The organism is Paracoccus sp. S4493, from assembly GCF_000967735.1.
Lineage (GTDB): Bacteria > Pseudomonadota > Alphaproteobacteria > Rhodobacterales > Rhodobacteraceae > Paracoccus > Paracoccus marcusii.
This window is the reverse complement of record NZ_JXYF01000123.1, coordinates 1-17506: the sequence shown is the minus strand read 5'-3', so window position 1 is coordinate 17506 and position 17506 is coordinate 1. Positions and strand designations below refer to the sequence as shown.

Here is a 17506-nt window from a genome sequence, read left to right as displayed (position 1 = left end):
ATGGCCCGGCGCGTCGCACGCCGCGGGGCATTAACTAATATTTCTGGACGGATTTTCCATCGCATGCGACTCAAACAGTTAACCCGACACCGGGTGATCAAGGAGAGACCGCAATGGCCGACCCGACCCGCCGCCGTGGCCGCCCCTGTGCCGACAGACCCGGCCGCCCGCTGACCGTCCAGGCGTTGGACCGCGCGCTGGACATGCTGGACCTGCTGTCGCTGCATCCCGGCCTGACGCTGAGCGAGGTCGCGCAGCGCGCGGGGCTGCCCGCATCCGCCACGCATCGCATCCTGCAGACCCTGGCCCTGCGCGGCATGGTCGAACGCTGTGCCGCGACGCAATGCTGGTCGGTCGGGCCATCCAGCTTTCGCCTTGGGGCGGCCTTCCTGCGGCGGTCGGGGCTGATCGCGCGGGCACGCCCGATCCTGCAGGACCTGGTTGCGCGGACCCAAGAGACGGCCAACCTGGGCATCCTCAGCGATGGTGACGTGCTGTTCGTGTCGCAGGTCGAATCCGACCAGCCGATCCGCGTGGCCTTTCCGCCCGGAACGCGCGCGTCGCTGACCGGATCGGGCATCGGGCGGGCGATGCTGGCAATCAATGCGGGGCATGCGCCCGACGCGGCCTGTCCCGATCTGGCGCGCATCCGCAGGCAGGGCTTTGCGTTCGACGATCAGGGACGGATGGCGGGAATGCGCTGCGTGGCCGCGCCCATCGTGGACATGGCCGGGCGCGCGGTGGCCGGGCTGTCGATCAACGCCCCCGCGCATCGGATCGGGACGCGCCAGGTCGGCGCGATCGGCGCGGCGGTGGCCGAGGCCGCGGCGCGGCTGACCGCCGTCACCGGCGAGCAGCTGCACCTGTAGAAGCCCGCCCCGCGGACGGGACGGGCCTTGGCTCAACTGTCGGACTTGAACCCCAGGCTGCGGCCGATCCGCGAGGCATAGAACTCGCCCACCAGGCCGCGCCGGAACAGCAGCACGCAGACCATGAAGACGACCCCGGTGATGACCGTCACCGGCAGCGGCGAGGTCGCCAGATAGTTCTGCAGCGTCACCACCAGCCCCGCGCCGATGACCGGCCCGATCAGCGTGCCGATGCCGCCCAGCAGCGTCATCAGGATCACCTCTCCGGACATCTGCCAGCCGACATCGGTCAGGGTCGCGAACTGGAACACCAGGCTTTTCACGCTGCCCGCCAAGCCCGCGATCGCTGCCGACATGACGAACGCCGCCAGCTTGTAGCGCGCCACGGTATAGCCAAGCGACGTCGCCCGCGCCTCGTTCTCGCGGATGCTTTTCAGGATCATGCCGAAGGGAGAGTTGATGATCCGCCAGATCGCCAGCATCCCGGCCAGGAACACGCCCAGCACGAAATAGTACATGTTGATCTGGTTCGACAGGTCCAGCATGCCCAGGAAGGTGCCGCGCGGGACGGACTGGATGCCGTCCTCTCCGTTCGTGAAGGCGGCCTGTAGGCAGAAGAAGAAGAACATCTGCGACAGGGCCAGGGTGATCATGGCGAAATAGATGCCCTGACGGCGGATGGCGATCAGCCCCATGATCAGGCCCAGCCCCGCCGCGCCCGCGACCCCGACCAGGATTCCCAGTTCGGGCGACAGGCCCCAGACCTTGACCGCATGCGCGGTGAAATAGGCCCCGCCCCCGAAGAAGGCCGCATGGCCGAAGGACAGAAGGCCGGTATAGCCCAGCAGCAGGTTGAACCCCGCGGCGAACAGCGCAAAGCACAGGATCTTCATCAGGAAGATCGGGTACAGGAACATGGGCACCAGCAGCAGGAAGCCCAGCATGGCCAGCAGGATGACCGCCTTGATGCGGCCGGCTGCCGGGACGGTCGCGGCGGCCTGGGGGGTGGTTGCGTCGGAATGGCTCATCTTACACATCCTTTCCGAACAGGCCTGCGGGCCGCAGGATCAGCACGATCGCCATGATGACGAAGATCACGGTGTTCGATGCCTCGGGGTAGAAGACCTTGGTCAGACCCTCGGCGATGCCCAGCATGTAGCCGGTGACGATGGCGCCCAGGATGGACCCCATGCCGCCGACCACGACCACGGCGAACACGACGATGATGATGTTCGTGCCCATCAGCGGCGACACCTGATAGATGGGCGCCGCCAGCACGCCCGCGAATGCCGCCAGCGACGCGCCCAACGCATAGGTCAGCGTCAGCAGCAGCGGCACGTTCACGCCGAAGCTTTGCACCAGCACCGGGTTCTCGGTGGCCGCGCGCAGGTATGATCCCAGCTTGGTCTTCTCGATCAGCAGCCACACGGCGATGCAGACCGCCAGCGACGCCACGATCACCCAGCCCCGATAGATCGGCAGGAACATGAAGCCCAGGTTCACGCCCCCCGCCAGCGCCGGCGGCGTCGGATAGGGCTGCCCGCTGGAGCCGAAGAAGTACCGGAACGTCCCCTCGATCGTCAGGGCCAGGCCGAAGGTAAACAGCAGGCCATACAGATGGTCCAGCTTGTAGAGCCGCGACAGCATGGTCCGTTCGACCAGCGCGCCGAAGGTGCCCACGATCAGCGGCGCCAGGATCAGCGCGATCCAGTAGTTCACGCCGGTCCAGGTCAGCAGCAGCAAGGCCACGAACGCACCCAGCATGTATTGCGCGCCATGGGCGAAGTTGATCACCCGCAGCAGGCCGAAGATCACCGCCAGCCCAAGCGACAGCAGCGCATAGAACGACCCGTTGATCAGGCCGATCAGCAGCTGCCCCATCAGGGCAGCCATCGGCACGCCGAATATCATCGTCATGTCAGACCCCCAGTTCGCGATTGAGCATGTCCATGTTGGCGGGCAGCTGGCCCACCGGGAATTCCGCGGTCATCTGGCCGTGATCCATCAGATAGAACCGGTCGGCGACCTTGCTGGCAAAGCGGAAGTTCTGTTCGACCAGCACCACGGTCATGCCGCGTTTCTTCAGTTCGCCCAGCACCGTGCCGATGTTCTGGATGATCACCGGGGCCAGCCCCTCGGTCGGCTCGTCCAGCAGCAGGCAGCGCGCGCCGGTGCGCAGGATGCGCGCCATGGCCAGCATCTGCTGTTCGCCCCCCGACAGTTTCGTGCCGGGGCTGTTCCTGCGTTCATGCAGGTTCGGGAACAGGGCATAGATCTCGTCGACCGACATGCCGCCCTTGGCCACCACAGGCGGCAGCATTAGGTTCTCCTGCACCGACAGGCTGGCGAAGATGCCGCGCTCCTCGGGGACGAAGCCCAGGCCGGCGCGGGCGGTCTTGTGCAGCGGCATGGTCATCATGTCGCTGCCGGCAAAGGTGATGCTGCCGGTGCGCTTGCGCAGGATGCCCATGATCGACCGCAGCGTGGTGGTCTTGCCCATGCCGTTGCGGCCCAGGATGCAGATCATCTCGCCTTCGTTCACGTGCAGGTCGACGCCGTGCAGGATGTGGCTTTCGCCGTACCAGGCGTTCAGCCCGGCGACATTCAGAAGCGCGCTCATGCGTCGGTTCCCATATAGGCGGTGCGCACGCGGGGATCGGTGGACACCGTGGCGTAATCGCCGCTGGCCAGGATCTCTCCGCGCTGCAGCACGGTGACGCGGTCGCAGATGTCGGCCACGACCGACAGGTTGTGTTCGACCATCAGGACGGCCCGGTCGCGGGCCACGTCGCGGATGATGCCGGCGACGGTGCGCACGTCCTCAAGGCCCATCCCGGCCATCGGCTCGTCCAGCAGCAGGACCTTGGGGTCCAGGGCCAGCGTGGTCGCGATCTCCAGCACGCGCTTGCGGCCATAGGACAGGTCCATCGCACGGGTGTCGCGATATTCCGTCAGGCCCAGCTGCGCGATCAGCTCGTCCGCGCGCGGGTTCAGCCGGTCCAGCGACGACAGCGACCGCCAGAACTGGGTGGCCAGCCCGTTGGGCCGCTGCAGCGCGACGCGCAGGTTCTCCAGCACCGTCAGATGCGGGAACACGGCCGAGATCTGGAACGACCGCACCAGGCCAAGCCGCGCCACCTCGGCGGGCTTTCTGGCGGTGATGTCCTGGCCCAGCAGCGTGATCGACCCGCGGGTGGGCGTCAGGAACTTGGTCAGCAGGTTGAAGACGGTGGTCTTGCCCGCGCCGTTCGGGCCGATCAGCGCGTGGATGCGGCCGTGTTCGACATCCAGGTCGACATCGTTGACGGCGGTGAAGCCGGCGAAATCCTTGCCAAGGCCGCGGGCGGATAACACCACCCGCGGCTGGTCCTGTTGCACAGGCATTGCTGTCATGGGTCCGTCCGCGCCCTAGTTCGCCGCGACCAGCGCACAGCCGCTTTCGGCCGGATCGATGAACGCCTCGGACCCGGGGATGGTCGCCAGGACGTTGAAGTAATCCCAGTCCGTGGTGATGTCGGCCGGTGCCTTGACCTCCAGCAGATAGACGTCGGTGATCAGGCGTCCGTTCGCGCCCACCGTGCCGCCCTGAGAGAAGACGTCGTTGACCGGCAGCGTATGCAGCTGTTCGGACACGGCGGCGGTCTCGTCGGTGCCGGCGGCCTCGATGGCCTTCAGGTACTGCAGGACGGCCGAATAGGTGCCGGCATGGACCATGTTCGGCATCGCCTGCGTGCGCTCGAAGAAGCGCTGCGCGAATTCGCGGCTTTCGTCGGTGCGGTTCCAGTAGAAGGATTCCGTCAGGGTCAGGCCCTGCGCCGCCTCGGCTCCCAGGCCGTGGACCTCGGCCAAGGTGAATAGCAGCGCCGCCAGGCGCTGGCCGCCCTGCACGATGCCGAATTCGGCCGCGGACTTGATGGCGTTCTGGGTGTCCAGGCCGGCATTGGCCAGGCCGATGACCTTGGCCCCCGATGCCTGCGCCTGCAGCAGGAAGGACGAGAAATCATTGGTGGACAGCGGATGGCGGACCGAGCCCAGCACCTCGCCGCCATTGGCGGTGACATAGGCGCCGGTCTGCTCCTCCAGCGAATAGCCGAAGGCATAATCGGCGGTCAGGAAGAACCAGCTGTCGCCGCCCTGCTCGACCAGCGCGCCGCCGGTGCCCACGGCCAGCGCGTGGGTGTCATAGGCCCAGTGGAACCCGTTCGCGGTGCATTGCGCGCCGGTCAGTTCGGTGGTGGCGGCACCGGTGGTCATGGTGATCTTGTCGGCCTCGGCCGACAGCGCCTGCACGGCCAGCGCCACGGACGAGGTGGTCAGCTCCATGATTGCGTCGACCTGTTCGGTGTCGTACCACTGCCGCGCGATGTTCGATGCGACGTCGGGCTTGTTCTGGTGATCGGCGGTCACGACCTCGATCGGCATATCCAGCACGGTGCCGCCGAAATCCTCGACCGCCATCAGCGCCGCCTGATAGGAATAGGTGCCGCCGAAATCGGCATAGACGCCCGACTGGTCGTTCAGGATGCCGATCTTGACGACGTCATCCGATACCTGGGCCATCGCGGCGGTGGCCGTGGCGCCCAAGATCGCCACCGATGTCAACAGTCTAGCCATGGTCTTCTCTCTCCCTCGTGTCGGACCGCAGGCGTGTGGACGGGCCACCCGCCGGGTCGGCGGTCCGGTTCATCGTTTCCGTGAATGACTGACGACCCTCTCCCCAAGGCCGCGCTTGGGAAAGGTTGCAGAATAGGTTTGCCTTGGCAAGGACGCTTGGACCGCCCTGCGGCAACTTGCACAGGCTGCAATCCGCCAGCGGCGCTGGTGGCGGCGGGCCGGGGGTTGGCCTGCGGTCCACAGCCCCTATCCTGACCCCCTGAACACGGAGAGGAGACCACCATGACCTGTCATCCGACACGCCGCATCGCCGCGATCCTGCTGGCGGGCACGCTGCTTCACGCCCAGGCCGCCGCGGCCCAGGACCCTGCCGGTCCCGACGCGCCGCCGCGCGACGAGTTCTTCTGGCTGGGCCAGATGAACAAGGCCAGCCTGGTCATCAACAGCCAGGAGGGGCTGTTGGACCCGGCCCTGGCCCCGGACATCGCCGAGGCTCTGGCGCAGGTGATCGCCGCGGGCGACGCGCCCGACGGAGAACGCCCCCGCACCGTCATCAGCTTCGAGCCGCTGCTGATCGATGCGGGCGGTCCGCAGGTCACCCTGCTGCATGCCGGGCGGTCCAGCCAGGACATGCACGCCACCTTCCGCGCCGCGATGCTGCGCGACAAGATGCTGGAGCTGGCCGATCAGCTGCACGCGACCACGACCACGATGGTCGACCTGGCCGAACGCCATGCAGACATCATCGTGCCGAACTATACCAACGGGGTCGCGGCCCAGCCCAACAGCCTGGGGCATTACCTACTGGGCCACTCCGCCGGCCTGGACCGCGACGCGCAGCGCATCCGCGAGGCCTATGCCCGCATCGACCGCAGCGCGATGGGCACCACCGTCCTGAACGGCACCGGCTGGCCGCTGAACCGCCAGCGGATGGCCGAATACCTGGGCTTTCCGGCGCTGGTCGAGAACGCTTATGACGCGTCGCAGATCTCGTCGATGGACCACCCGGTCGAGGTGGCCGGCATCGTCACCTCGGTCGCGCTGCACAGCGGCAACCTGGTCGAGGACATCATGACCCAATACGCCCAGACCCGCCCCTGGATGCTGCTGGAGGAGGGCGGAGAGAACACCTATGTCTCTTCGGCCATGCCGCAAAAGCGCAATCCGGGCCTGCTGAACAACACGCGCAGCGATGCGTCGCAGGCCATCGCGCTGGCAATGGGGCCGGTCCTGCAGACGCACAACATCACCCCCGGCATGCCCGACCCCAAGGATGTCGCCGACAATGCCGCGATGGTCGATGCGGGCATCGCCACCCTGTCGCGGCTGGACGCGGTCCTTCAGGCGCTGGTCATCGACCAGGATCGCGCGCTGGAGGAGCTGAACAGCGACTGGACCGCCTCGCAGGAGATCGCCGACCGGCTGATGCGCGACCACGGCCTGCCCTTCCGCGAAGGCCATCACGTCGCCTCCGAGATCGTGACACATGCGCGCCAAAACGGGATGGGTCCGCTGGACTTTCCCTATGCCGAGGCGCAGCGCATCTATGCGGATGCCGTCGCAGGCACCGACGCCCCCGCTGACCTGCCCCTGACCCAGGAGCAGTTCCGCCAGGCCCTGGACCCGGCCGCGATCGTCGCCGCGCGCGCCACCTCCGGCGGGCCGCAACCGCAGGAGATGACGCGCATGATCGGCACCGCCCGCGTGCGGCTGGACGATCACGCCGGCTGGATCGCCGCCCGGCGCGGCCATGTCGATGCGGCGCTGGACCGGCTGGACGCCGATTTCGACGGCCTGACGCGGGACTGACCCTTCAGGGCGCGGGCTGGTGGTCGATCCAGGATGTCGCGGCCTCGTAGGCGCGGCCCAGGTTCAGCACGCAGGCATCGCGCCCGCGATGGCCGATCAGCTGCAGCCCCATCGGCGTGCCGGACGGTCCGAACCCCGCCGGCACGCACAGCGCCGGCAACCCGGTCAGCGATGCCGGCACGACCACCTCCATCCAGCGGTGATAGCTGTCCATCTGCCGTCCCGCGATCTGGCGCGGCCAGGTCCAGCCCGCGTCGAACGCGAACAGCTGCGCCGACGGCAGCGCCAGGATGTCCACGTCCATCCCCGCCGTGTGGCGGAACCAGTCCGACCGGATCGTGCTGGCACGGCGCAGGTCGGCGGCGGACAGGGCCAGGCCGCGCTCGATCTCCCACCGCAGTTCGGGCTTCACCTGGTCCGGGGCGCTGTGCAGCAGCGGGCCAAGGCTGCCCGCGATGGTCCAGCTGCGCAGCGTCGTCCAGGCCTCCCACAGGGCGGCGGCGTAAAAGGGTGGCGCCATGGGCACCACGTCATGGCCCAGATCGGCCAGCACCTGCACGGCGGTTCCGCACAGGTCCAGCACGCCCGGCTCCATCGCATAGGCCCCGCCCCAATCGCCCAGCCAGCCGATGCGCAGCCTGCCCTTGGGCGGCGCGGGGCGATAGGGGCCGCTGGAATGCGGGTGCATCGCATCGGGGGCGGACTGGACCGCCAGCAACAGCTCCAGGTCGCGGATCGACCGCGCCATCGGGCCTTCGGTCGACAGCTGGGACAGGAACAGGTCGCCCGGGTTGGACGGCGCGACCAGGCCATAGCTGGGCCGGAACCCGAAGACGTTGTTCCACCCGGCCGGGTTGCGCAGCGACCCCATCATGTCCGACCCGTCCGCCAGCGCCACCATGCGCGCGGCCAGCGCTGCCCCCGCGCCGCCGCTGGACCCGCCCGCCGACCGCGACAGGTCATAGGGGTTGCGCGTGACGCCATAGACCGGGTTGTAGCTGTGCGACCCCAGCCCGAATTCGGGCGTGTTGGTCTTGCCGATGATCACCGCCCCGGCCCGGCGCAGGCGCGCGACCATCGGGCTGTCCGCCACCGGCACGTGGTCGCGGAACGCGGGCGAGCCATAGGTCGTGACGATCCCCGCCGTGTCCGCCAAATCCTTGACCGCCATCGGCAACCCCTGCAGCGGCCCCGCGGGGGCCTGCGCGGCCTCGGCCAGTAGGGTGTCGCGGTCGCGCAGCGCGACGACGGCGTTGATGGACGGGTTCGTCGCCGCGATCCGATCCATCGTCAGCGCCATCAGCCCGACCGCATCGATGGTGCCCGCGCGCAGGGCCTCCAGCTGGCTTGTCGCATCCCCGGTGATCATCCGATGTGCCCCTTTTCCTGATGTCGCCGTCACCGTGGGGCGAAACGGCGCGCCCCACAACCCCGGCCGCCCGTGCCGATCACAGAACCGTGTGCATCCATGACATCGGCGTTGGAACGGAACATCGGGCGCATGCTGCGGTTGTGCCCCGACACCAACAGGAGAACCCGATGAAACAGACCCTTGCGATCCTTGCCATCTGCGCCACGCCCGTCGCAGCCCTTGCCCAGGCCGAGGGAGAGTTCTCGCTGCCCGACCTGCCCTATGCCGCGGACGCGCTGGACCCGGTCATCAGCGCCGAGACGATGGGCCTGCATCACGACAAGCACCACCAGAGCTATGTGACCAACCTCAACACCGCCATCGCCGAGGGCGACGCCCCCGCCGGCACCGCGCTGGAGGATCTGGTGGCCAATGCCGGCACCTATCCCGACCGCGTCCGCAACAACGCCGGCGGTCACTGGAACCACACATTCTTCTGGGAGTCGATGGCCCCGGCCGATCAGACCGGAGAGATGTCGCCCGAACTGACCGAGGCGATCGAGGCGGCATTCGGTTCCGACGAGGAGTTCCGCACCGCATTCCAAGAGGCCGGTGCAGGCCAGTTCGGATCGGGCTGGGTCTGGCTGATCGTGAACGATCAGGACGAGCTGGAGATCACCTCGACCCCGAACCAGGACAACCCGCTGATGGACGTGGCCGAGACGCAGGGCACGCCGCTTCTGGGCAACGACGTGTGGGAGCACGCCTATTATCTGACCTACAACAACCGCCGGGCCGAATACCTGGAAAGCTGGTGGGATGTGGTGAACTGGGGGGCCGTGTCCGAACGCTATGACGCGGCGCTGGCCGAATAAGCCACGGCCATCCCCAATCTTACGACGGGCGGCACGGCAACGTGCCGCCCGTCTTCTTTGCGAAACCAAAATAGCGCGCGACGGGCCAGAAACGACGGTGCAAGGGCGTCGGAGCCGTGCAATGGGCCGGTCAGAGCCTGTTCCGGCGGGCTAAGCGTCTGGCACGACGTCGGCATCAGGGCATCCCATTCAGGCCCCTGCGTTTCAGGCGGGCGGGGCGGTCCGCGTCTTGCGCGTGGTCCTGTGGGACAGGAAGAACCGCAGCATCTGGGCCGAGGCATCCGGCCCGCCCGGATCGACGAACCGACCCGCACGCGAACCGCCCGACCAGGCATGGCCCGCGCCCTTGACCAGCCAGTGTTCCACCCAGGACCGGCCCTGCCCCACCCGGTGGCTGGTGCGGACATAGGCCCGTCCGCCCGGCACGGTGCGGGTCAGTTCCACCGCACGCAGGCCGGGGAACGTCTCGACCGCGCGGATCGCCACGAAGCGGCCGTTGCGCGGGGTCACGATGTGGTCGTCGCTGCCGTGGAAGATGATCGTGGGGACGGGCGTGGCAAGGCGGCGGCCGGGGCTGCCCTGCTTCATCGCGATGATGGCAGAGGTCTTGTCCCCCGCCGCGCCCGGCGGCAGGCCGGAATGGCATCCGACGGCGGCGAACAGATCGGGATAGGCATGCGCCAGCAGCATCGCGGTCGACCCGCCCGCCGACAGGCCCGTGACATAGACCCGCGCCGGGTCCGCGCCATAGCGCGCCAGCATGTCCCGGGTCAGGCTGGCCAGCAGGGCGGGTTCACCGCCGTCGCGACCCTGATCCTCGGGGCGGAACCAGTTCCAGCAGCGGTTGGCATGCGCCTCGCGCGGCTGCGCGGGATAGACCACGATCACGCCCCGCTGTTCGGCCAGCGCGTTCATCCCGGTGCCCTTGGCGAAATCCTCGGGCGTCTGGCCACAGCCATGCAGCATCACCAGCAGTGGCACCGGCACCCCCGCCCCGATCGCCGAGGGCAGATAGACGCGGTACTTGCGCGTCCCGTGGGCGCAGGTATGGGTCCCCGTCTCGAACCGCGCCGATCGCGGGGCGGCGGCCCGCGGCTTTGCGGCAGGCTTTGACTTGGCGGGCTTGGGCTTTGCCGCTTTCGGCGGCTGCACGGCGGCGGTGGCCGCCTGCGTCATCGCCTTGGTGGCCGTCTTCATGAAGGCGCCCATCAGGCCCGCCATGGCGTTGGCGCCGGATTTCCGGCGACGGGTTCCGATGCGAAGTCTGGGGCGCCTGGTCACGGGGTTCGGGGCAGCGTTCGGGTGCACATGACCTCTGCGTCGCATGCGCCCCCGGATTGGGCAAGCGGCAACCCCGGTTCCGCCGGTCATGGCTGCCATGACGCGCTGACAGGTCCGGGCGCGCTTGCCCATTCGGGCGGCGTTTGACATTTTGCGGGCAGACGCCCCGGCCCCCGCCGCGCCGCAACGAAAAGGTCCTGCCGATGACGGCCGCCATGCTGACGTTTCTGGACTGGCTGGACCGGCGCACGTCCGGAGTGGGCCTGGTCACCGGCGCGCTGTTCGTCGCGGGTTCCCTGACGCCCAGCCTGATCCCGCGCAGCCCCCAGATCCAGGGCATCCTGGCGGGGTTCTGCTTTGCCGCGGGCTATGGGGTGGCGGTGCTGGCCGGCGCGCTGTGGCGCTATCTGCAGCTGCCGCGCATGACCGACCGTCAGGCGCGCCTGCTGGTGCCGGCGATGGGCGCGGTGGCGCTGGTCATCGTGACCGTGTTCCTGCTGCGGTCCGCAGAATGGCAGAACGACATCCGCGCCGCCATGACCCTGCCCCCGGCCGAGGGCGTGGCCCCCTTCGTGGTGGCGGGGCTTGGCACTGCGGTCGCGTCGGTCCTGCTGATCCTGGGCAAGCTGCTGGTGGCGCTTGGCCGTTATGTCAGCGCGCGCATCGCGCAGGTCCTGCCCCGCCGGCAGGCGCGGGTTCTGGGCGTGCTGCTGACGATCCTGGTGACCTATCAGGTCTTCAGCGGCGTTCTGGTGCGCAACGTCGTCTCCAGCATCGACCAGTCGGCGCAGGCGCTGGACGACCTGATCCCCGCCGAACAGATCGCCCCCGACCAGCCCTGGCAGACAGGCAGCGCCGAATCGCTGGTCGCCTGGCAGGATCTGGGGCGCGAGGGGCGCAATTTCGTCGCCACCACCCCCGACCCCCAGGCCATCGCCCGCGTCACCGGACAGCCCGCGCGGCAGCCGCTGCGCGTCTATGTCGGGCTGAACGCGGCGGACACGCTGACCGCGCGCGCCGATCTGGCGGTGCGCGAACTGGAACGCGTGGGCGGGTTCGACCGCAGCACGCTGGTCGTCGCCATGCCCACCGGCACCGGCTGGATGGACCCCGCCGCGATCGAGCCGCTGGAGCATCTGAACCACGGCGACGTCGCGACCGTGGCGCTGCAGTATTCCTATCTGCAAAGCTGGATTTCGCTGTTGGTGCAGCCCGAACAGGCGGCCGAGGCCGGGCGCGCCCTGTTCGGGGCCGTCCACCGCCGCTGGCAGCAGCTGCCCGAGGAGACGCGCCCCCGGCTGTATCTCTATGGTCTCAGTCTGGGCGCGCACAGCTCTCAGCAATCGTTGCGCCTGCACGAGATGCTGGATCAGCCCATCGACGGGGCGCTGTGGGTCGGGCCGCCCTTCGTCAGCCAGCTGTGGCAGACGCTGACCGCCGAACGCGACCCCGGATCGCCCGCATGGCTGCCGCACCTGACCACCGGAGAGGTCGTGCGCTTTACCGACGGCCGCCAGTCGGTGCATGACGGCGGCCCCTGGGGCGAGGTGCGGATCGTGTTCCTGCAATACGGCAGCGATCCCATCGTGTTCTTCCGGTCCGACAGCGCGATCCGCCCGCCCGAATGGCTGGCCAGCCCCCGCGCCCCCGAAGTGTCGCCCGACCTGCGCTGGTATCCGATCATCACCCAACTGCAGCTGGCCTTCGACATGGCGATCGCGCTGGAGGTGCCGATCGGGCATGGCCATGTCTATGCCCATGTCGATCACATCGACCCCTGGCTGGCGATCACCGACCCACCCGGATGGACCCCCGAACGGCTGCAGGCGCTGCGCGACCATTTCCAAGCGCGGCAACAGGCGGTCATGACACAACCTGGCAGTTCGGGCTGACCCCGGTCCGGCCGCCGCGTGCGGCGATGACGGCGTCAGGCGCGGCTGTCGGCGATGGCGCGCCAGCGCGGATTGTCGTCGCCGACATGGCGCCGCGCGCCCCAGAAACCGTAATGGCCAGGACCGGATACCTCAACGAAAGCGTTGAAGAACGCCCCGCCCGCCGCGCCAAAGCCGTCGATGGCGCGCCGGTACAGCGCGCCCATCTGATCCGAATAGTGGAACCGCTCGATGAAATCGAACAGCTCGGGATCGGCGTCGATGGCAGCCCGGTCGGGGACGATATGGCTGCCGCCCTCGTACATGACCAACGACAGGCCTGCCTCCTGGGCGATGGTGTGCTGGGCGGCCCAGACCTCCTCCAGCGTGGCGATGGTGGTGCCGCCCTCTTCACCCGCAATATGGCGCCCGTCGGCCACCTGTTCCGCCATCAGGTCGAACGCCCGCGCATCCCCCATGTCGCGCCAGGTCCGGATCAGCGACAGGTTCGCGGGGCGCCCGATGCCGCCGTCGAAATAGCCCGTCACCGCATAGGCATCGAAATAGGTCTTGGGTGCCCGGCGGTCCGGACCGTCCGCCACCCACAAGGGCGCATCCAGCATGGCATGGTTCAGGTCGATCCAGGCGGTATGGGCGGTGATGACCTTGCGCAGGCGGTCGGGCGCATCGGCATAGACCGCATCCAGCAGCACCGCCATTTCAGCCGCACGGCCACCGTAATACTGCATCCAGCCATCGCCCTGGCCGGGCCATTGCGCCTCGGCCTGCTGCAGGGCCCACTGGGTCTGGCCGAACTGGAAATTCCAGACCTCGTTCGAGAATTCGTACCAGGCGGTCAGACCCGGATCCAGGCTGTCGCGGACCAGCGTGGCAAAGCGGGTGATGTGGTCGTCGGTCGCCAGATGCGGAAAGCAGAACCACGGATCGATGCCCAGCTGATTGGCCAGCGCCACCATCACCTCGACCGGCACGCCCAGGGTCCAGGTGGCCGAGGTCAGGCGCGGCCGGTTGTCCCATTCGGAGAGCGTGCTGTTATTCGTCACCATCCAGTCCATGAAGCGGATCGCCCGGAACCCGCCGATCAGCGCCAGCCATTCGGGCCGAAAGATCTGTCCTGCATCATATTCGGCCTGCAAGTCCTGATGGATGCAGCGGAAATTCCGCGCGGGATCGGCGGCGTCCTGCCTGACGATGTCGATCGCCACGATCCCGGTGTCCGACGCGACATAGTCGAACTCGGCCCATCCCGGCCCGGTGGTCACGTTCGTGCCGGTCCCGTTGATGCGCACGTCGCCGGTTCCGTCCCAGGTCATCCGGTAATGGCCGTTCACACTGATATCGTCGGCGGACAGGTCGCACAGGATGATCGTGCCCACGGCAGTCGAGCCGTCGGGGATGCTGATGGGCCAGCCGTCGGCATCCAGATGCCCGCCCTCGCGCAACTGGGCGTTGGTATGGGACACGAACTCGGCCTCGGACCGTCCCATCCATTCACGGCTTTGGCGCATCACGTCGATGAATGGCTGAGAGGCCCCCCAGTCAGAGATACCCGACAGCCCCACCGCGATGCCCCCCGGTTCGGTGCGTGTCGCGGCCCGCGCGCTCAGTGGCATCCCGATCGCGGCCTGCAGTCCGAAGGCGGCGCCAAGCATCAGTACGGAACGTCTTTTCACCGGCGGCCCTCCATGCACTGCCCCGACAAAGGGGACCGTGAATTTCTAACAGCGTGGTGCGCATCCGGGCAAGGCGTTTACCGGCAGGGGAATTTGCGGCCCGGTTCGGGACCGCAGCCCCCCGGCCAGATCGAATATGGCTCAATACCCGCATTCATCTTATTGAAAATAAATGATAATACCGGGATTCTTCAGTTGGTTTCCAGAAGCCGCCACAAGGTCGGATCATGCAGTCAACGCGATCTAGGCCCGCCTGCACGGATCACGATGCCGCAAGGTCGGACCGGCGCCCGCAGCACCGATCCGACCCGCGCGCAACCGTTGCGCGACTGTATCTGGCCCGAAGTCATCCTGCGCGGCGCACAGGAATTTTTGGTGACGGGCGCAGCGGTTCGTAAAAACGGGGGCGCCGGATTGCAGCGCCCCCGAGGCTTAATCAGTCTGCGCTGCGTTCGCCCAGTGGCAGGCCGGCGGGAGCGGGAACCAGGTCGCCCACGGGACGAGCCTGTCCGACGGGCCGACCCGCCAGGGCGGCGTCGAACTGGTCGCGGTCCAGCGCGCCTTGCCAGCGGCTGACCACCACAGTGGCGACCGCGTTGCCGATGAAGTTCGTGACCGAGCGGCATTCCGACATGAAGCGGTCCACGCCCAGGATCAGCGCCATGCCCGCGACCGGCACGGTCGGGACGACCGACAGTGTGGCGGCAAGCGTGATGAAGCCCGCGCCGGTGACGCCCGCCGCACCCTTTGACGACAGCATCGCGACCAGCAGCAGCAGGACCTGTTGCTGCAGCGACAGGTCGGTGTTCGTGGCCTGGGCGATGAACAGCGCGGCCAGCGTCATGTAGATGTTGGTGCCGTCCAGGTTGAAGCTGTAGCCGGTCGGCACGACCAGGCCCACGACGGGACGGGCGCAGCCGGCCTTCTCCATCTTCTCCATCAGCGAGGGCAGTGCGGATTCCGACGACGAGGTGCCCAGCACCAGCAGGATCTCGGCCTTGAGATAGGAGATCAGCCGGAAGATCGAGAACCCGTTGACCATGCAGACAGTGCCTAGGATCACGATCACGAACAGGGCCGAGGTCAGGTAGAACGTGCCGACCAACGCCGCCAGGTTCACGACGGACCCGATGCCGTACTTGCCGATGGTGAAGGCGAAGGCCCCGAAGGCGCCGATGGGGGCGGCCTTCATCAGGATGTCGACCACGCGGAAGATCGCGAAGCTGGCCGATTCCATGACCGACAGGACCGGCTTGGCGCGGTCGCCGACCATGATCATGCCGATGCCGAACAGGATCGCCACGAACAGCACCTGCAGGATGTTGCCCTCGACGAAGGCCGACACCAGCGTGGTCGGGATGATGTCCATGACGAAGCCCACTAGGCTGGTCTCGTGCGCCTTCTCGGCATAGCCGGTGACGGTGCTGGCATCCAGGGTGGACGGGTCGATGTTCATGCCGCGGCCGGGCTGGATGACGTTCGCCACGATCAGGCCGACGATCAGCGCCAGCGTCGAGAAGGTCAGGAAATAGGCGAAGGCCTTGCCCACGACCGATCCCACGCCGCGCAGCGTGCCCATTCCGGCCAGGCCCGTGACGATGGTCAGGAAGATGACCGGCGCGATGATCATCTTAACCAGCTTGATGAAGGCGTCGCCCAAGGGCTTCAGCGCCTCGCCGGTCTGGGGATAGAAATGGCCGATCAGCGCGCCGGCGACGATGGCAAAGATCACCTGGACGTACAGGTGGGCGTAAAAGGGCTTGGGGGCGTGCGCTTGGGGATGCGCGGGGGCGTTCAACTGCATCTGGTCTCCTCCGACCTGCATGTGACGATGACGTGACACAGGATAGCCCATCGGACCGGACTGCCCGCTTTCCGCGCGCATGGCAGCAATGCGTTGATTTCATGGCTTTCTGTCGGCATGCGAGGGTCTATAATGTGTGGTTTTCCGCACAGATGCCGCGTGCTAGTGTGGGAACCGAAACAGTCCGGGGGACGGGATGGAACAGGCGGCGACCTTGCGGGAATCGCGCTGGCGGCTGCATCCCGCGCAGCTGGTGCTGGTCGCAGCTCTGCTGGCGGGGCCTTGGGCCGCCTATACGGTGACGCGCGACGGGATGCTGGCGCAGCTAGACCAGGACGCGCAAGCCGCCGCCGAAAGCCGCGCGTTGACGCTGGACAGCATCCTGGACCGACAGCGTGCGGTGGCCACCGTCCTGGCCGTCGACCAGCAGGTGATCCAGTTGCTGCAGCAGGGTGGCCCCGACCGCGATTTCGCGGTGTCGGCCAAGATGGACCTGCTGCGGGCGGAAACGCAAAGCGACGTGATCTATCTGCTGGATCGCCGGGGCGTGTCGGTGGCCGCGTCGAACTGGGACCTGCCGTCCAGCTTCATCGCCCACGACTATGGATTCCGGCAGTATTTTCGTCAGGCGGTGGCGCAGGGCACGGGCCAGGAATACGCGCTTGGCACGGTCAGCGGGCGGCCCGGCCTGTATCTGGCCCATGACATCCGCGACGGGACGACGCTGTTGGGCGTGGTGGTGGTCAAGGTCGAGTTCGACCCGCTGGAGGCCGCATGGGCGCGCGACACCGGGGCCACGCATGTGGTGGACGGACAGGACCGGGTGATCATCTCGGGCCAGCCGGCGCTGCGTTTTGGGGCCCTGCCGGATGTCCGCGGCATGGTGCAGGCCCGCGCCAGCGTGCGCGGCACCGACTGGACCCTGCTGGTCCGCCGCCCCCTGGCCGAGGCGCAGCGCGTGGCGTCGCTTGCGGCAGGGACCGCCGTCCTGGCCGTGCTGCTGGCCGGGGTCGTGGTCGCGGTGATCATGGCCCGCTTGCGCCGCGCCGCCCGCCGCGCGCGAGCCGAGGCCGCCTATCGCGCCGACCTGGAACGCGCGGTCGAGGCCCGCACCCGCGACCTGTCCGGAGAGATGCGCGAGCGCCGCGCCGCCGAACAGCGTCTGGTCCAGCTGCAATCCGATCTGGTGCAGGCCAACAAGCTGGCAACCTTAGGGCAGGTCAGCGCCGGTTTCGCCCATGAGGTGAACCAGCCCCTGGCCACGATCCGCCTGCTGGCGGAGAACGGCCGCGCGATGCTGGACCGCGACCCGGCGCCGGTGGCCGCGAACCTGGACCG

The 17506-nt window shown here is 67.9% G+C and carries 14 protein-coding genes; 5 read left to right on the top strand and 9 right to left on the bottom strand.

The window, feature by feature from the left end; genetic code table 11:
* Positions 1-113 precede the first annotated feature (113 nt).
* Positions 114-869, top strand: coding sequence for an IclR family transcriptional regulator (locus TW83_RS14485; protein WP_045983484.1), 756 nt, complete (start codon positions 114-116; stop codon positions 867-869).
* A gap of 32 nt (positions 870-901) precedes the next feature.
* Here the strand turns inward: TW83_RS14485 and TW83_RS14480 are convergent, their stop codons facing one another.
* The 5 genes from TW83_RS14480 to TW83_RS14460 are packed head-to-tail and all read right to left on the bottom strand — an operon-like array spanning position 902 to position 5483.
* Entirely contained in the window at positions 902-1897 is a 996-nt protein-coding gene (locus TW83_RS14480; protein WP_157001616.1) for a branched-chain amino acid ABC transporter permease, read from the bottom strand.
* A 1-nt stretch (position 1898) separates the two neighbouring features.
* Positions 1899-2786 (bottom strand): branched-chain amino acid ABC transporter permease, encoded by an 888-nt coding sequence (locus TW83_RS14475; protein WP_045983482.1) that lies wholly within the window; start codon positions 2784-2786, stop codon positions 1899-1901.
* Between the two features lies 1 nt (position 2787).
* Positions 2788-3489, bottom strand: coding sequence for an ABC transporter ATP-binding protein (locus TW83_RS14470; RefSeq protein WP_045983481.1), 702 nt, complete (start codon positions 3487-3489; stop codon positions 2788-2790).
* On the bottom strand, positions 3486-4262 hold the full coding sequence (locus TW83_RS14465; RefSeq protein ID WP_045983480.1) for an ABC transporter ATP-binding protein: 777 nt from the start codon (positions 4260-4262) through the stop codon (positions 3486-3488). The genes TW83_RS14470 and TW83_RS14465 overlap by 4 nt, the downstream gene beginning before the upstream one ends.
* A gap of 15 nt (positions 4263-4277) precedes the next feature.
* Entirely contained in the window at positions 4278-5483 is a 1206-nt protein-coding gene (locus TW83_RS14460; RefSeq protein ID WP_045983479.1) for an ABC transporter substrate-binding protein, read from the bottom strand.
* A 282-nt stretch (positions 5484-5765) separates the two neighbouring features.
* Between TW83_RS14460 and TW83_RS14455 the strand changes: the two genes are divergently transcribed.
* Complete coding sequence (locus tag TW83_RS14455; RefSeq protein ID WP_045983478.1) at positions 5766-7292, top strand: lyase family protein; 1527 nt, start codon at positions 5766-5768, stop codon at positions 7290-7292.
* A gap of 4 nt (positions 7293-7296) precedes the next feature.
* Here TW83_RS14455 and TW83_RS14450 read toward each other — a convergent pair whose 3' ends face one another.
* Positions 7297-8661 carry an amidase gene (locus TW83_RS14450; protein WP_045983477.1) on the bottom strand — a complete coding sequence of 455 codons (1365 nt, stop codon included), beginning with the start codon at positions 8659-8661 and terminating at the stop codon, positions 7297-7299.
* A gap of 170 nt (positions 8662-8831) precedes the next feature.
* On the opposite strand from TW83_RS14450, the gene TW83_RS14445 reads away from it, so the two are divergent.
* Entirely contained in the window at positions 8832-9518 is a 687-nt protein-coding gene (locus TW83_RS14445) for a superoxide dismutase (protein WP_045983476.1), read from the top strand.
* Between the two features lie 204 nt (positions 9519-9722).
* Here the strand turns inward: TW83_RS14445 and TW83_RS14440 are convergent, their stop codons facing one another.
* The gene (locus TW83_RS14440) at positions 9723-10715 is read right to left on the bottom strand and encodes a PHB depolymerase family esterase (RefSeq protein WP_239441372.1); all 993 of its coding nucleotides are present in this window, start codon (positions 10713-10715) and stop codon (positions 9723-9725) included.
* 287 nt (positions 10716-11002) lie between these two features.
* On the opposite strand from TW83_RS14440, the gene TW83_RS14435 reads away from it, so the two are divergent.
* A complete protein-coding gene (locus tag TW83_RS14435; RefSeq protein WP_045983474.1) occupies positions 11003-12691 on the top strand; it encodes an alpha/beta-hydrolase family protein in 1689 nt (562 codons plus the stop codon).
* Between the two features lie 35 nt (positions 12692-12726).
* Here TW83_RS14435 and TW83_RS14430 read toward each other — a convergent pair whose 3' ends face one another.
* On the bottom strand, positions 12727-14364 hold the full coding sequence (locus TW83_RS14430; RefSeq protein WP_157001614.1) for a hypothetical protein: 1638 nt from the start codon (positions 14362-14364) through the stop codon (positions 12727-12729).
* Positions 14365-14800: 436 nt separating this feature from the next.
* The gene (locus TW83_RS14425; RefSeq protein ID WP_045983493.1) at positions 14801-16168 is read right to left on the bottom strand and encodes a dicarboxylate/amino acid:cation symporter; all 1368 of its coding nucleotides are present in this window, start codon (positions 16166-16168) and stop codon (positions 14801-14803) included.
* A 196-nt stretch (positions 16169-16364) separates the two neighbouring features.
* On the opposite strand from TW83_RS14425, the gene TW83_RS14420 reads away from it, so the two are divergent.
* Positions 16365-17506, top strand: a 1142-nt coding sequence (locus TW83_RS14420) for a cache domain-containing protein (RefSeq protein ID WP_052714910.1), incomplete at its 3' end; no start/stop codon positions are given.

Bases quoted from the DNA above. Each gene is read 5' to 3' on its own strand.
- TW83_RS14485 (WP_045983484.1), top strand. From the start codon at position 114: ATGGCCGACCCGACCCGCCGCCGTGGCCGCCCCTGTGCCGACAGACCC.
- TW83_RS14480 (WP_157001616.1), bottom strand. From the start codon at position 1,897: ATGAGCCATTCCGACGCAACCACCCCCCAGGCCGCCGCGACCGTCCCG.
- TW83_RS14475 (WP_045983482.1), bottom strand. From the start codon at position 2,786: ATGACGATGATATTCGGCGTGCCGATGGCTGCCCTGATGGGGCAGCTG.
- TW83_RS14470 (WP_045983481.1), bottom strand. From the start codon at position 3,489: ATGAGCGCGCTTCTGAATGTCGCCGGGCTGAACGCCTGGTACGGCGAA.
- TW83_RS14465 (WP_045983480.1), bottom strand. From the start codon at position 4,262: ATGACAGCAATGCCTGTGCAACAGGACCAGCCGCGGGTGGTGTTATCC.
- TW83_RS14460 (WP_045983479.1), bottom strand. From the start codon at position 5,483: ATGGCTAGACTGTTGACATCGGTGGCGATCTTGGGCGCCACGGCCACC.
- TW83_RS14455 (WP_045983478.1), top strand. From the start codon at position 5,766: ATGACCTGTCATCCGACACGCCGCATCGCCGCGATCCTGCTGGCGGGC.
- TW83_RS14450 (WP_045983477.1), bottom strand. From the start codon at position 8,661: ATGATCACCGGGGATGCGACAAGCCAGCTGGAGGCCCTGCGCGCGGGC.
- TW83_RS14445 (WP_045983476.1), top strand. From the start codon at position 8,832: ATGAAACAGACCCTTGCGATCCTTGCCATCTGCGCCACGCCCGTCGCA.
- TW83_RS14440 (WP_239441372.1), bottom strand. From the start codon at position 10,715: ATGAAGACGGCCACCAAGGCGATGACGCAGGCGGCCACCGCCGCCGTG.
- TW83_RS14435 (WP_045983474.1), top strand. From the start codon at position 11,003: ATGACGGCCGCCATGCTGACGTTTCTGGACTGGCTGGACCGGCGCACG.
- TW83_RS14425 (WP_045983493.1), bottom strand. From the start codon at position 16,168: ATGCAGTTGAACGCCCCCGCGCATCCCCAAGCGCACGCCCCCAAGCCC.